We start from the raw sequence: 15,723 nt of genomic DNA, 5'->3' as shown, positions 1-15,723 counted from the left end.
TTTGCTGCCATGATCAGATCACTATCGGACAATGCCGCGGCTAGAGCTTTTGACAAAGTCAGTGAATAAGGTCAATTCAACCAAATCGCTTTCAGAACTCTTTATCTTGGCTATTGCTTCATCAACTGTTAAACCTTGGCGATAAATCGCTTTATAGGCACGTTTAATTTGCAAAATAACCTCTGGATCAAAACCTCGACGCTTTAACCCTTCGCTATTTAAACCAAAAGGTTTTGCCGGTTGACCTGAGGCCATAATATAGGGAGGTACATCTTTAAGAATCAATGAATTGGCAGCAACAAAACAATGCGCACCAATATGACAAAACTGATGTACACCTGCCATACCACCGATAATGACATGATCACCGACATGCACGTGACCTGCGATTGAGGCACCATTCGCTAAAATACAGTTGCTACCCACCATGCAGTCATGAGCAACATGGGTGTAGGCCATGAATAAGTTATTACTACCAATTTGGGTCAAGCTTTTATCTTGAACCGTGCCACGATGTACCGTGCAGTTTTCGCGGAAGGTATTGTTGTCACCAATGACTAATTCAGTCAACTCGCCGGCATATTTCAAATCTTGACAATCTTCGCCAATTGAAGCGAATTGAAAAATTCTATTGCCTTTACCAATGGTAGTTGGGCCATTAATAACTACGTGCGAGCTAATATGACAATCATCTCCAATAACAACATTTGCTGCTATGTGAGTCCACGGGCCAATTTTTACATTTTTGCCGATAACCGCACCATCTTCAATAATCGCTTGCGGATGGATCAATGACGTTGAATTCACCATATTACAATGCCCTTCTTGCGCACATTAAATCTGCAGAGCAAACAACTTTGCCGTCTACTCTTGCTTCAGCATAAAACTTCCACATACCACGACGTTCTTTTAACAGCTCTAAATGCAAATGCATCGTGTCGCCAGGGTGAACTGGCTTTTTAAATTTGGCTTTATCAATTGAGGCAAACAAAAACAACTCACCTTCGGTTTGATCTGCAACAGATTTAAAGCCGAGAATACCACTAGCTTGGGCCAGCGCTTCAAGAATAAGTACACCTGGAAAAATAGAATAGCCTGGAAAGTGCCCCATAAATGCGGGCTCATTAACCGTGACATTTTTAATCGCATGGATTGATTTTCCAGGCGTATAATCTAGTACACGATCAACTAATAAAAACGGGTAACGGTGTGGAATTAGTGTTTTAATTTCTTCGACATCGATAATATTATTTTGCGATTCCAAAATTTGTTCCTCTATTGACTAAACTATGACGTCATTTGCTAGCTTTTTCTAAAATACTTAACCGTTTAGTTAACGATTCTAGTTTTCTAATTCTAGCATTATTTTTGTGCCATTCTTTATTTGGTTGGCATGGCATACCAGACGAGTATACACCAGGCGCTGATAATGATTTTGTCACCATCGTCATGCCGGTAAACACACAACCGTCAGCAATGTTAATATGACCGTTAATACCAACCAGTCCGGCGATAACACAATTTTTACCAATCTCAGTACTGCCGGCGATAACACTACAAGCAGCCATGGCTGTATTCTCTCCGATTACAACATTATGAGCAATCTGTATTTGGTTATCTAAAATAACACCGTCTTTAATAATGGTGTTACCTAATGCACCGCGATCTATTGTGGTACTAGCACCAATCTCAACATTATCACCAATAATGACCGTACCTAGTTGCGGTATTTTAACCCAACTGCCTTTATTATTCGCATAACCAAAACCGTCAGAGCCTATAACCGTGTTGGCATGTACTGAACAATTTTCGCCAATAACCACACCATGATAAACACTAACGTTAGACCAAATAGTTGAATTAGCGCCTATTTGAGCAGCAATGCCAATAAAACTCCCAGCCCCTATACTCACGCCATTTGAAAGACTAACACCAGCTTCAATAACGGCATTAGCGCCTATACTAACGCCCTCGCCAATAATAGCACTGTCATCGATAACAGCACTGGCATGGATGCTATTAGCAGGCTTGGGTGTAGTATCAAGTAACTGTGCAACCAAAGCATAGCCCATATAGGGGTTGGCCATGACTAAGGCGTTGGTTTGACATTTTTCTGCTTCAGCCTCAGTAACAATAACCGCACTAGCATTAGTCGTTGCCAATTGTTCACTGTATTTACTGTTGGCTAAAAATGCGATTTGTCCAGATGTGGCTGCGGCTAAGGTGGCAATACTTAATATCTCACATTGCCCGTCTCCTTGAACAACAGCCCCTATTTTTTTTGCAATATCGTCGAGAATGTAACTCATAAGAATAAACTTCTTTTAAATGTGCTCTAAAGTATAAATTTTAAAGTATGGGCTTAAAGAAAAGCGCTAACCACCTTAGGGCTAAACGCAATATTCCGAATCAACTTGATTCGGAATATTAAATAGACGAGAAAGCAAAGAATAAAGCCGAGTCGGTTTTATTCAATTTACCTGAAAATAAATGATTATTTCAGCTTGCTAACTTGTTTAACCACTTCTTCTGTAATCGCAGAATCTGGTTTTGAATAAACTACAGCACTTTGTTCAAGCACTAAGTCATAATCACCTTTAGCAGCAATATTATCTATTGCTTGACGAACTAATGCGATAATTTTGTTAGTTTCTTCATTTTTTCTAGCACCAGTGCTCTGTTGAAAAGCTTTTCCTTTGGTTTGGTAATCTTGAAAAAGAACACCAATTTTGCCTTCTAATTCTTCAATGTCTTTAGCACTCATCAAAGAACCATCGCGCTTACGCTTTTCTTGAAGGTATTTAATATCTTGTTCAAGTTGGGCAAGTACAGCTTTTTCGTCTTTAAACTCTTCTTCTAAGCTTTTCATTACTGCCGCAGTTTGTGGAATTTTACCCATAACTTCTTGAAAGTTTACCACAGCAATTTTTTGATCGGCAGCCATAGCTGAACTTGCTAATATATAACCTGATGCTGCAGTAGCGATTGCGATAGATTTAATCAATTTTTTCAATTTTTACTCCTAAAATATTTTCAAATATTTTTGTATTTTTTTATTTATGCGGTAGTTATACCGTCTCAGTTAATTTGGTTCAAGCCTATTTATTTAAAGGTTGCCTAATTTTAGCAATTAACAGCCTTTATTAGATAAAACTTAAAAAGTTTGGCCAATATTAAAGCTAAAGAATTCAGTGTCATCACCCTCTTCTTCTTTCAACGTTTTAGCAAAACTAAAAATCATCGGTCCCATTGGCGATAACCATTGCACAGATAAACCAGCAGATGCTCGGAAACGGCCAACATCTGAGTAGTCTGCAATTTTGTCACTTTCAACGCTATTCAAGTCGGCATAGTCGTCTAAATTAAACTCAGTGTCCCAAACATTACCCGCGTCAATAAATATACTTGAGCGAACACTGTTACTAAAACCTTCATCTAAAAATGGTGTTGGTACAATAAGTTCAAGTCCTGCTATGGCAATAGCATTACCACCAACAGAGCGTCTAGACGTTTGAATAAAGTCGTGATCCGGGCCTAAACAACAACCGCTTCCAGAGCCAACTGAATCAGGTGTCCCTGGAATTGAGGTTGGTCGACGATATATCGCACGTGGTCCAACAATGTTCGATTCAAAGCCTCTCAACGTACCTGAACCACCGGCTCTAAAGTTTTCCCAAAACGGTAAGACTTGATCGTTACCCTCAACAGAACCATAACCGTTACCATAACCTAGCTGAAATTTAGCTAAAACGGTCCAACGTTGGTCTCGGGTTAACGGAAAATACCATTTAGTATCTAAGTTAACTTTAAAGTAATTTACGTCTGAATTAGGCGTAGTCATCTTGTAAGATAAACTTTGTTGCGAACCATCAGTAGGGAATGTTCCGCGGTTTAGCGTAGAACGCGATATTGCTGCGTTAATATCAAAGTTTTCAAAAGTTAAACCACCATCAGGATCATTTGGATCTGAATATAATTCATAAAACTTCTGAATTTGCTCGTAAGTTTCTAAGCGAGTAATACCGTTATTTTTATAACCTAAACCAAAGCTTAAACGTACATATTCATTAATAGGAAAACCTAAAGTCAGACCGACACCATAAGTTTTATTATTATATTCAACAAGGTTAGCGTTACCGGCGTCAAATTCTTGATAGAAAATATTGCCGCCTAACGATACGCCGTCCACCGTAAAGTATGGGTCAGTGTAAGAAACATTGGCACTTTTTGAGTAGCTAGAAGTATTTATGCTAAAACCTAAGCGATTACCCGTACCCAAAAAGTTATTTTGTTGTATACCGGCATTTAAACTTAACTGTGTGGTTGAACCATAACCAATACCAGCGGTAAATGAACCCGATGGTTGCTCTTTTACCGTAAAATCGATATCAACCAGGTCGTCTTCACCCGGTAATTGATTCGTTTCAAACTCTACCGTTTCCATATAAGGTAAACGTTGTAGCCAAGCTTTTGAGCCTTCAACAAGGTTGTTTGATAACCAAGCACCTTCCATTTGACGCATTTCACGGCGTAAAACATGCTCGGCAGTAACATTGTTACCCTTAAAATTAATGCGGTTTACATAAACACGTTTACCAGGGTCGACTGACAATACCAATTTGACGGTTTTATTTTCTTCGTCAATTTCTGGAATGGTCACCACTTTAGGGTATGCATAACCATAGCGACCTAAAAACTTACTGACCAATTCTTCTGAATAAGTCACTAAGGCGCCATTATATAATGCATCAGTTTTAATCGGGGTAATAGCGCGAATAGTTTTTTCAAAGCCTGCCATATCACCAATAAAATCAACTTCACTAACGGTATAAAGCTCGCCTTCAGTTACGTTAAGCGTGATGTAGACCGCTTCTTTATTTGGGGTCATTGAAACTTGTGTTGAATCCACTTTATATTGCAAATAACCTCGGTCGAGGTAATAGCTTTGAATGGTTTCCATATCGCCTTGCAAGGTTTGCTTTTGATAGCGATCTTGCGCCATAAAGTCCCACCAAGGTGAATCATAAGTAAGCTCAATACGCTCTAACAACTCGGCATCTGAAAACTTTTCATTACCCACGATATTTATCTGCTCTATCGCGGCAGCATCACCTTCTTTAAAAACAAAATCAATGTTAACGCGGTTACGCGGTAAGTGAGTGACATTGGCTTTTACATCAGCATTGTATTTACCCACACTGTGATAAAAGTCTTCCAAACCAACTTCAATACCTGAAATAACGGTCATATCAAGCGTTTCACCCACGCGAATATCACTGCCATCAAGGCTTTCGGTTAATTGTTCTTCTTTTAAATCTTTATTACCATCAAAGGTAATAGCACTTATCGTTGCTCTTTCTCGAACACGATAAATAACGGTGTTGGCATCTCTTGACACCACAACATCACTAAAGTGACCCGATTTATAAAGTGCTTTAATCGATTGTGACACGCGAAATTCGTTTAAGTTATCGCCGACATTGAATGGGATATGCGTTAATGCTGCTCCCAGCGCTACACGCTGCAAGCCTTTAACTTGAATATCTTCAACTTGAAAATCTTCAGCGGCATGCACTGATGTTCCCAAACTACCTAATAATACCGCCAGGGCAAGTTTTTTAATAATCATAAAATATTAACTTTATATACTTCTTTTAGTTATAATCGCGATAAATCGTTAAATATGGCGATACTCATTAAGCTTAGTAGCGCTATAGTACCAAATTTAAAACCTATTTCTTGTATTTTTTCTGGCACGGGTTTCCCCGTTAAAAGCTCGATAAAATAATAAAATAAGTGTCCACCATCTAAAACCGGTAAAGGTAAAAGGTTAATTATGCCAAGGTTGATACTAATTAAGGCTAAAAAGCCTAAAAAGTAAACAAAACCATAATCAGCACTATTACCCGCACCTTGTGCAATAGATATTGGGCCACTTAAATTCTTCACTGAGACATCACCGGTAATTAATTTACCGATCATATCAAAACTTAAAATCACTAAATTCCATGTTTTTAACGCACTTTGCTCAAGTGCTGTTATTGGACCATAAGCTTGTTCAAATAAATATTCCTTTGGATAGGGATCTGATACCGGCTGCACGCCTAAATATCCTACGACCTTATCTTGAAACTCTTTTGCTTCAGGGTAAACATTAAGAGTTAATGCTTTACCATTTCGCATAACAGTAACTGGCACATTTTGTTCTGGATACTGTTTAATTTCATCAGAAAACTTCTGCCACTGACCATTGATCTTTTCATCAGCAATTGACAGTAATTCATCACCAACCTGCAATCCTGCTTTTTCTGCCGGACTCCCCTTTGCTACTAAGGCTAATTTAGCTTGCACATTGGCGCGATATGGCAGAAAGCCAAGACTTGCCATCGCCGATTCTTTTTCCGGTGAAAAGGACCAATTCTGGGTATTTAAGTTAAAGTCTTGGCTTGATGTTCTGCCTGCAGATTTTACCGTAAAGATAATATTTTTATCACCTATGGCACTAACTAAAGCTAAATTAACATCTTGCCAATCTACTGTTTTATTCCCTGATATTGCAATTATTTCACTATTACTAGGCAGTTGAGCTTCGCTAGCAATTGAGCCAACAGTAACCTCACCAATAATCGGTTTAACACTAGGTACACCAATTAAAAACATTAAGTAAAAAGCGACAATGGCAAAGCCAAAGTTAGCAAACGGTCCCGCCGCTATAATCGCAATACGTTGATAAACTGACTTGGCATTGAATGTACGATCTTTTTGCGCTTCACTTACATCATCAACTCGACTATCGAGCATTTTAACGTAACCACCTAGTGGTATCATCGCAATAACAAACTCAGTGCCATGGCGATCAACTTTTCGCCAAATCGCTTTACCAAAACCAATAGAGAAACGATCGACTTGCACACCATTTTTACGTGCAACCCAAAAGTGACCGTATTCATGAACGGTGATCAATATACCCAATGCAACGACAAAAGACGCTAGATTCCAAATAAACTCTATCATGCTACTACTCTATAATTGCTCTAATGCTTGGTTTTAGTGATTAATGATTGTGCAAAAACTCTGACACTTTTATCTAGGGCAACAACATCTTCAATTGAAGTTACCTTTTCTGAGACAAATTTATTCACAGAAGTTTCATTTATTTTTGCAATATCAGTAAATTTAATTTTTTCGTTCAAAAAAGCATCAACTGCAATTTCATTGGCAGCATTTAACGCTGTACATGCACCTTGACCGCTTTTACAGGCGTCAATTGCTAATTTTAAATTGGGATATTTGATGAAATCTACCGCTTGGAATTCAAAGGATTTTGCCGAGAAAAAGTCAAAGGGTTCAACACCTGATTCAATGCGTTGCGGAAAGCTTAACGCATGTGCGATGGGAGTACGCATATCAGGATTACCCATTTGGGCAAGCACCGAACCATCTTTATATTGCACCATCGAGTGAATCGTACTTTGTGGATGCAACACGACTTGAATGTCTTCGGGTTCAATATTAAATAGCCATTTAGCCTCAATGAACTCTAAGCCTTTATTCATCATGGTAGCTGAATCAACCGATATTTTTCGGCCCATATCCCAATTTGGGTGAGCGCATGCTTGTTCTGGTGTTACGTTGTCGAGTTCTTCAAGTGTCCAGGTTCTAAAAGGACCTCCTGAACCTGTCAGTAACACTTTACTGACCCCCTCATTGGCTAAGTCACAATAACCCGGTTGTTGTTGAGCACTTAACGGAAGGCACTGAAATATCGCATTGTGTTCACTATCAATAGGTAAGAGCTGAGCGCCAGATTTTTTTACCGCGTCAATAAATATTGCGCCAGATGTTACTAACGCTTCTTTATTCGCCAGTAAGACTTTTTTACCCGCTTTAACCGCCGCTAATGTCGGTAATAAACCCGAGGCACCAACAATGGCCGCTACTACAGTATCTGTAGCTGACTTTTTGGCTATATCTTCAAGAGCACAAGTGCCTGATGTCACCACAATATCGCTAAGCTTTGCAGCAATTAGTTTGCTAACAAGCGCTTCGGCATGTTGTTGTGAGACCATAACGACTTCAGTTGGACGAAATTCTAAACATTGCGCAAGCATGTCGTCAACGCTCGAATAAGCTGACAAACTAACAATATCAAATTTTTCAGGATGTAAACGCACAACATCTAACGTGCTTTTACCGATTGAACCGGTAGAGCCTAAAATACACAATTTTTGCATTTTATCTACCAACCCAAATAAGCGTAACAAAGCGCATATATAGGTGCTGTTGCCGTTAAGCTGTCAATACGATCTAAGATACCGCCGTGTCCTGGTAATATAGTTCCACTATCTTTTACACCCGCTTGACGCTTAAACATACTTTCATTTAAATCGCCCAGTACAGAAATAGTCGTAATTAAAATCGTTACTGGGATAACAATGCGATATTGTGCCATTGTCCAGTCAATAAAATAGCCAGCAATTGCTACCATAATACAGGCAAACACAACACCACCTAAAAATCCCTCTAGGGTTTTACCTGGGCTAACGTTTGGTAAAAGCTTACGTTTTCCAATTGACTTACCAACAAAGTACGCACCAACATCAGCACTCCAAACCATTAAAAATAGAAACATCAACAGCTGCGCGCCATGATAATTATCAACTTGGTATTCGCTGGTTCTCAGCGCCATAAAAGCTAGCCATGTAGGTACTAAGGTCAACCAACCAAAAAGCCCACGTACAGAACGATGACTTGACCAAAACTTACTACATCGTGGATATAGCAATGTTAAGCCTGCTGATAACAACCACCATGCAACTGCCAGCCACAAGACTATATTAGCTTGCTCAATTAAGTGCTTTGGCGCATCCCATAATTGTTCGAGTGGTATCAAAAACCATAATGTTGCTATTAAAATACTGGTAATACTAACGAAAGCGATGCGATAACGTTTGCTAGCACAGCCCATCAGTGGACCCCACTCCCATGCGCCGATGGCCATTACAACCAGCATTATTGCTGCAAAGTTAAATAGAGATAAGTAAAAAATCGCCGAGATCGCAGCGGGTGCGAGTATTAATGCAGTGATGATGCGTTGTTTTAACAAACGTTATTCCTTAATAATACACGGGTTTGTAGAGCTTCCATCTTGCTTATAGTTATAACCTGAAAGCTCAATACCCTTTAGTAGTTTTTAGTTTTTATTAGTTACTTGTTCACCCGTTTGACCAAAACGTCGTTCTCGTTGGTCAAACACAGTCATTGCTTTAGTAAATTCTATTTCATTGAAATCTGGCCAAAGCACATCGGTAAAATATAATTCTGCGTAGGCTGCTTGCCAAAGCAGAAAGTTGCTAATGCGATAGTCGCCACCAGTTCTAATTAATAAATCTAACTCAGGTAATTGCGCTAGACTAGTATATTCGTTGAGTGAATCTTCAGTAATCTCTTCAGCGGTGATCTCTTGGCGCGCTACTTTTTCAGCTAATTTTTTTGCTGCGTGAGTAATATCCCAACGACCACCATAATTCGCAGCAATCGATAATACCATACCTGTATTTTCTGCGGTTAATGCTTCTGATTCTTTTATCATTTTCTGTAATTTACTAGAAAATTTATTTAAATCACCTATGACATTAAATTTAATACCGTTTTTATGTAATCGCTTAACTTCTCTCGTTAAGACAAACATAAATAGATCCATCAAAACACTAACTTCGCTTTCCGGTCGTTGCCAATTCTCGCTACTAAAAGCGAATAAAGTTAATGCCTTTACACCATTTTTTGCTGCTGCAGCGACAGTTGTTCTCACCGTCTCAACGCCAGATTTATGACCTGCAGCGCGCTTTTTGCCTCTTAACTGAGCCCATCGGCCATTGCCATCCATAATAATGGCAACATGTTGAGGTGTTCTGGCTTCTGTTGTTAGCAATTGATTAGTTTGATTATCTGTTTTACTCACATACTCTCCATTGTAAGCTTAACGCTGAGTAATAAAATATATTATGGGTATATCCGTTGCATATTAACATTCAATTTTATCGCTAAGCTTAGAAGTTAAATCAAAGCACGTTTGATAATAATGGACATGCCCTTATATGCAAAAACGCCGTAGTCATTATCTACGGCGTCATGGATTAAGCAATGAAAACTTTAAATTTCCATTAATTCCTTTTCTTTATTGCCTAAAATATCATCAACCTGCTTAATAAACGTGTCAGTAATTTTTTGTATTTCATCTTCTGCTTGATGCATTTCATCTTCACTGATTTCTTTTTCTTTATTCAGTGATTTAATATCTGTATTTGCGTCACGACGAATATTACGTATCGCAACTTTACCGCCTTCGGCTTCTCCACGAACGACTTTAACTAAGTCCTTACGGCGTTCTTCTGTTAATGCAGGTAAAGGAATACGAATTAGCGTACCTTGTGATGATGGGTTGAGGCCTAAATCAGACTTTAGAATAGATTTTTCAACAGCACCAATCATGCCTTTGTCAAATACAGTAATCGCTAACGTACGAGCGTCTGGCACAGAAATATTGCCTACTTGACTAAGTGGCGTGTCCATACCGTAATATTCAACAACAATATTATCAAGTAAAGAACGATGTGCTCGCCCTGTACGTACTTTGTTCAAACTAATTTTTAATGACTCGATACTTTTCGCCATTCTGTCTTGAGCGTCTTGTTTTATTTCGTTTATCACTATTTTATTCCTGCACTAATTAATTTAAATTTTTGGCGTGATCGATTGTTGTACCTTCATCACCACCCATAACTACAGACCTTAACGCACCCGGTTTATTCATGTTGAAAACACGTAGCGTCATGCTGTGGTCACGTGCGAGCGTAAAGGCTGCTAAATCCATCACTTGTAATTCTTTTTCTAAAACATCTTGATAAGTTAAATGGCTATACAAAGTTGCATCAGGATTGGTCACCGGATCTTCTGAGTAAATACCATCAACTTTCGTCGCTTTTAACACCACGTCAGCTTCAATTTCAATGCCGCGTAAGCATGCTGCTGAGTCGGTTGTAAAAAACGGGTTACCTGTGCCTGCGCTGAAAATCACCACACGGCCAGACTTTAATAAACTAATGGCTTCAGCCCAGTTATAGCGGTCACAAACACCGGCAAGATCGATAGCCGACATTAAGCGCGTATTGACAAAAGCACGATGTAAAGCGTCACGCATAGCTAAGCCATTCATTACGGTTGCTAACATACCCATTTGGTCGCCTACCACTCGGTTCATACCTGCTTCTGCTAGGCCTTTACCACGAAATAGATTACCACCGCCAATAACTAAGCCGACCTGAATGCCCATTTCGATTAATTCTTTTATTTCTTGCGCCATACGATCCAAGACTTTTGGATCTATGCCAAAACCTTCTTCGCCCATTAGGGCTTCACCACTAAGTTTTAAAAGGATTCGACGATACATTGGTTTGGGATTGATGCTCATGTAATAAACATTCCTTAAGAATTTTAAATTAAAATAGTCTAGGCCTGATCGACCGCAGCTATTTTAATACGTTTAGCCACGGTTCGAAAGTCAAATATGAAAAAAGTCTAAAGTAGAAGCTATTTATCCTTTATTACTGGTGAAATAGTGTAATTATTGAACGCTGATTCATAGAAATAAAAAGGCTAATACCAAAAAGTCTAACAAGCTTCAAATTTTTGCCAAAAAAAAAGCGCCTACTGGCGCTTTTTCAATTGAGCTAATATTAATTCACCGAAGTAAATTAACCTTTAGCTGCAGCGATTTGTGCTTCTACTTCAGCAGCAAAATCTTCTGATTTTTTCTCAATACCTTCACCAACTTCTAAACGTACAAATGAAGAAACAGTTAAGCCTTTCTCTTTTAAGATAGCACCAACAGTTTTCTTAGGTTCCATAATAAAAGCTTGACCTGTTAAAGAAATTTCACCGGTAAATTTCTTCATACGGCCGATGATGATTTTTTCAAGTAAATCAACTGGCTTTTTCTTACTTTCTTCAAGAGCATCGTTTTCAGTTTTTAAAATATCTAATTGAATACGTTGTTCATTTTCAACTACGCTTGCAGGAACATCTGCAGGGTTGATGTATTCTGGCTTGCTTGCAGCAACGTGCATAGCAATGTGCTTAAGAGATTCTGCATCACCTTCACCAGCAACAACAACACCGATAGTAGCACCATGGCTATAAGAAGCTAAAGCAGCTCCTTCGATGTACTCTACACGACGAACATTGATGTTTTCACCAATTTTTGTCACTAGAGTAATACGCTTCTCTTCGAATTGAGCTTGTAGCTCTTCGATAGTTACTTTAGAAGCAAGTGCCGCGTCAGCAACTTCGTTAGCAAAAGCTAAGAAGTTATTGTCTTTTGCAACAAAATCAGTTTGACAGTTAATTTCAACTAAAACAGCAACGCCATCGTTAGTTTTGATTAAAATAGTACCTTCAGCAGCAATATTACCTGCTTTCTTAGCAGCTTTTGCTTGGCCAGACTTACGCATGTTTTCAATCGCAAGTTCCATATCGCCATCAGCTTCTTGTAAAGCTTTCTTACAATCCATCATGCCCGCAGCTGTGCGTTGACGTAATTCTTTAACTTGTGCAGCAGTAATTGCCATGAAATTTTCCTCAATATAAAAAGTTATCAGTAATTACCACAACAACCTTGGCTGTTGTGGTAATAACAGCATAAAACGTTACTTAAAACTGAATTTATTCAGTTTCAACAAAACCGTCTTTTTCAGCTTGTACTGCGATGTTTTGCTCGCGACCAGAAAGAACAGCATTAGCAGCTGAATCTAAGTATAAGGTCACAGCGCGAATCGCATCATCGTTACCTGGAACGATGTAGTCAACGCCATCTGGATTTGAGTTTGTATCAACAACAGAAATTACTGGAATGCCTAAGTTGTTAGCTTCTTTAATAGAAATGTGCTCGTGATCTGCATCGATGATGAATAAAACATCAGGTAAACCACCCATGTTTTTGATACCACCAAGGCTTTTCTCAAGTTTTTCCATTTCACGAGTACGCATTAAAGCTTCTTTTTTAGTAAGCGCTTCAAAAGTACCGTCTGAGCTTTGAGCTTCAAGATCTTTTAAACGTTTGATTGATTGACGAACTGTTTTCCAGTTAGTCAACATACCACCTAACCAACGGTGATTTACGTAGAATTGATCACATTTAATCGCTGCATCTTTAATAGCATCGCTTGCTGCGCGTTTAGTACCAACAAATAAAACTTTACCTTTCTTCGAAGAAACGTTGCTTAAAACAGCAAGAGCTTCGTTGAACATTGGAACAGTTTGTTCAAGGTTGATGATATGAACTTTATCACGTGCACCAAAAATGTATGATTTCATTTTTGGGTTCCAGTAACGGGTTTTGTGACCGAAATGAACACCTGCTTTAAGCATATCGCGCATAGAAACGTTTGGCATGTTTTTTCCTTTGTGGGGTTAAGCGTTCATACATCCAATATACACGACCCTTATTGCGCCTTACTTATCGTAAATACGCTGAGCACCCCGGTATATCTTTGCTAGATGTATGTGAGTTTAGTTTTAATGTATTGAATTTTTTCAATACCCTTTTAATGCTAAAAATATTTGAAAAAACCATTGAAGATTCAGACAAACAATTTAACGGCGCACTTTATACCATAAACACAAGCAATTGACTAGCTTTTAGCTTGAAATTTACCCTAATGATATTTTATTTTGCTAATGACTAGGATCTTTAATACCAGCGAGTTAAAATTAACTTACTTTTTTCATCAAGCTAATTAAATCATGTCATTGAATACACCAAACGCAGAACTTTTTTATATTTACGATAGTCATTGTCCTTGGAGCTATGCCTCTACAGTATTAGTTGAAAAAGTATTAAGTGCTTTTCCATCTATTACACTTAGAGCTATGCACGTAGGTTATTACGATGGTGACAATAAAGTAACACCCACAACCATTGCTGCCGTTCGAGAATTCAGTCAGGTAACTTTTGGTGCTAATTACATTGATACCCTTAATTATTCTAAAGACTCAACGTTAGCGGCTAACTTAATGGCTTGGGTGCAAAACAAATCGGCAAAATCTGCCTTTGAGTTATTGACTAAATTACAATATGCACACTTTGTTTTAGGCAACGAATTAACGGATCAAGAAAGTGTGAATGATATTATTGACGAACTGAAATTGTCACCACCAGCAAAATGTCTACAATCTAATAAACTGACTAAAGATGCCGAGTTTGCGATTCATGACATTATTGAAATTCAGGAAATAATTGGTACGCAAGCTATTCCAGCGATGCTCTTAGCGTGTAATGAAAGTTTAGTGTTATTGAATCACAATCTTTATCTAGAAAGTCCTGAATCCATTATTGATGCGGTTAAGATTGAGCTAGAAAACTTATCATAATAAAATTGATGGCAATCGAACATTGCCATCATTCATTATTTAACGCCATAGTTTCACAGACATTATTCAACGAGCATAGCGGCATAGTTATATAACAGGACTGAAATGATTTTAAATGTGTTTCGCTGTTGCTCCATCTACTTTACCTAACGACATTACGCGAGCCCTTAGCTTATTAAATGCTCGCTATATAACATCTAATTATTAACGCTAACGTTTTACGATTGGGCAAAGGTATAAAAAGCAGGTAAAATCAGCAGTAATTAATTTTTAACTACGATAGTAATATTTTTCATGTTAGTGAAACTATTGATTAAGTAGCTATATAATTACCCTTATTACATAATTTACAGCGTCACATTTGAGGTTTTATGACAATTACGATTAAAGATCAGCAAGAAATAGAGAAAATGAGAATTGCAGGGAAGCTTGCTGCAGATGTATTAGAAATGATCGAACCTCACGTTCAAGCAGGTATTACCACTGATGAGCTTAATACCCTATGTGCGGAATATACTGATAAGGTGCAAAATGCAATTTCTGCGCCTTTAAATTACCACAATTTTCCAAAATCCATTTGTACCTCTGTTAATCACGTGGTTTGTCATGGTATTCCAAATGATACGCCATTAGTAGACGGTGACATTATCAATATCGACATTACGGTTATTAAAGATGGTTACCATGGCGATACCAGTAAAATGTTTTTAATTGGCGAAACGTCTGCTGAAGATAATCGTCTTTGTCGAATCACCCAAGAATCGCTCTATGTTGGCCTTAAAAAAGTTAAGCCAGGTAATACTTTTGGTGAAATTGGCACAGCAATTCAAAAATTCATCAAAAAATCGGGACGTTATTCAATAGTTAAAGAATATTGTGGTCACGGTATCGGCAAAGAATTTCATGAAGAGCCGCAAATTGTTCACTATAAAAATAATGACAGTGAAAAGATGCAAGAAGGTATGTGCTTTACCGTGGAACCTATGATTAATTTAGGTCGCGCCAATACTTTGCTTGATAAAGAAGATAATTGGACAGTATATACTTTGGATGGTAAAAAATCAGCGCAATGGGAACATACCGTTGTAGTAACCAAAACAGGCTGTGAAATATTAACCTTACGCAAAGATGATACCATAGCGCGTATACTGCACAATTAAAGTACTTATTACACAGTAACTTATTAGAGTTATTGTAATATCATTTTCATTAACTAGGTGTGTTAGTTTTTACCCAGGGAAATAACGAAATTGTTAGCTATTTAACCCCGTAGAAAAGATCACACAGTTAGTGAGA

General features: G+C 38.2%; 15 protein-coding genes. 2 read left to right on the top strand and 13 right to left on the bottom strand.

Features of this window, described 5'->3' with window-relative positions:
• Positions 1–21: 21 nt before the first annotated feature.
• The 13 genes from lpxA to rpsB all read right to left on the bottom strand — a co-directional run bounded on the left by lpxA (position 22) and on the right by rpsB (position 13,449).
• Positions 22–810, bottom strand: coding sequence for an acyl-ACP--UDP-N-acetylglucosamine O-acyltransferase (gene lpxA, locus B5D82_RS16350; protein WP_081153029.1), 789 nt, complete (start codon positions 808–810; stop codon positions 22–24).
• 1 nt (position 811) lies between these two features.
• On the bottom strand, positions 812–1,264 hold the full coding sequence (gene fabZ / locus B5D82_RS16345; protein ID WP_081153027.1) for a 3-hydroxyacyl-ACP dehydratase FabZ: 453 nt from the start codon (positions 1,262–1,264) through the stop codon (positions 812–814).
• 31 nt (positions 1,265–1,295) lie between these two features.
• Positions 1,296–2,309: a UDP-3-O-(3-hydroxymyristoyl)glucosamine N-acyltransferase gene (lpxD, locus tag B5D82_RS16340; protein WP_081153026.1), complete on the bottom strand. Its 1,014-nt coding sequence runs from the start codon at positions 2,307–2,309 to the stop codon at positions 1,296–1,298.
• Between the two features lie 185 nt (positions 2,310–2,494).
• A complete protein-coding gene (locus B5D82_RS16335) occupies positions 2,495–3,013 on the bottom strand; it encodes an OmpH/Skp family outer membrane protein (RefSeq protein ID WP_081153024.1) in 519 nt (172 codons plus the stop codon).
• Between the two features lie 141 nt (positions 3,014–3,154).
• Positions 3,155–5,629: an outer membrane protein assembly factor BamA gene (gene bamA, locus B5D82_RS16330; RefSeq protein ID WP_081153023.1), complete on the bottom strand. Its 2,475-nt coding sequence runs from the start codon at positions 5,627–5,629 to the stop codon at positions 3,155–3,157.
• Positions 5,630–5,658: 29 nt separating this feature from the next.
• Positions 5,659–7,014, bottom strand: coding sequence for a sigma E protease regulator RseP (gene rseP, locus B5D82_RS16325; RefSeq protein ID WP_081153021.1), 1,356 nt, complete (start codon positions 7,012–7,014; stop codon positions 5,659–5,661).
• A 20-nt stretch (positions 7,015–7,034) separates the two neighbouring features.
• Positions 7,035–8,234, bottom strand: a complete 1,200-nt coding sequence (ispC, locus tag B5D82_RS16320; protein WP_081153020.1) for a 1-deoxy-D-xylulose-5-phosphate reductoisomerase — start codon at positions 8,232–8,234, stop codon at positions 7,035–7,037.
• 5 nt (positions 8,235–8,239) lie between these two features.
• On the bottom strand, positions 8,240–9,106 hold the full coding sequence (locus tag B5D82_RS16315) for a phosphatidate cytidylyltransferase (protein WP_081153018.1): 867 nt from the start codon (positions 9,104–9,106) through the stop codon (positions 8,240–8,242).
• A gap of 87 nt (positions 9,107–9,193) precedes the next feature.
• Positions 9,194–9,961 carry a polyprenyl diphosphate synthase gene (gene uppS / locus B5D82_RS16310; RefSeq protein ID WP_081153016.1) on the bottom strand — a complete coding sequence of 256 codons (768 nt, stop codon included), beginning with the start codon at positions 9,959–9,961 and terminating at the stop codon, positions 9,194–9,196.
• Between the two features lie 191 nt (positions 9,962–10,152).
• Entirely contained in the window at positions 10,153–10,710 is a 558-nt protein-coding gene (frr, locus tag B5D82_RS16305; RefSeq protein ID WP_081153015.1) for a ribosome recycling factor, read from the bottom strand.
• Positions 10,711–10,729: 19 nt separating this feature from the next.
• Positions 10,730–11,470 carry a UMP kinase gene (pyrH, locus tag B5D82_RS16300; protein WP_081153013.1) on the bottom strand — a complete coding sequence of 247 codons (741 nt, stop codon included), beginning with the start codon at positions 11,468–11,470 and terminating at the stop codon, positions 10,730–10,732.
• Positions 11,471–11,753: 283 nt separating this feature from the next.
• Entirely contained in the window at positions 11,754–12,626 is an 873-nt protein-coding gene (tsf, locus tag B5D82_RS16295; protein WP_081153012.1) for a translation elongation factor Ts, read from the bottom strand.
• A gap of 94 nt (positions 12,627–12,720) precedes the next feature.
• Positions 12,721–13,449 carry a 30S ribosomal protein S2 gene (gene rpsB, locus B5D82_RS16290; RefSeq protein ID WP_081153010.1) on the bottom strand — a complete coding sequence of 243 codons (729 nt, stop codon included), beginning with the start codon at positions 13,447–13,449 and terminating at the stop codon, positions 12,721–12,723.
• 351 nt (positions 13,450–13,800) lie between these two features.
• Here rpsB and B5D82_RS16280 point away from each other — a divergent pair, with 351 nt between their 5' ends.
• Positions 13,801–14,427 (top strand): hypothetical protein, encoded by a 627-nt coding sequence (locus B5D82_RS16280; protein ID WP_081153007.1) that lies wholly within the window; start codon positions 13,801–13,803, stop codon positions 14,425–14,427.
• Between the two features lie 371 nt (positions 14,428–14,798).
• Entirely contained in the window at positions 14,799–15,587 is a 789-nt protein-coding gene (map, locus tag B5D82_RS16275) for a type I methionyl aminopeptidase (protein WP_081153005.1), read from the top strand.
• Positions 15,588–15,723 lie beyond the last annotated feature (136 nt).

The organism is Cognaticolwellia beringensis, assembly GCF_002076895.1.
Classification (GTDB): domain Bacteria; phylum Pseudomonadota; class Gammaproteobacteria; order Enterobacterales; family Alteromonadaceae; genus Cognaticolwellia; species Cognaticolwellia beringensis.
This window is presented reverse-complemented; position numbering and strand designations above follow the sequence as displayed.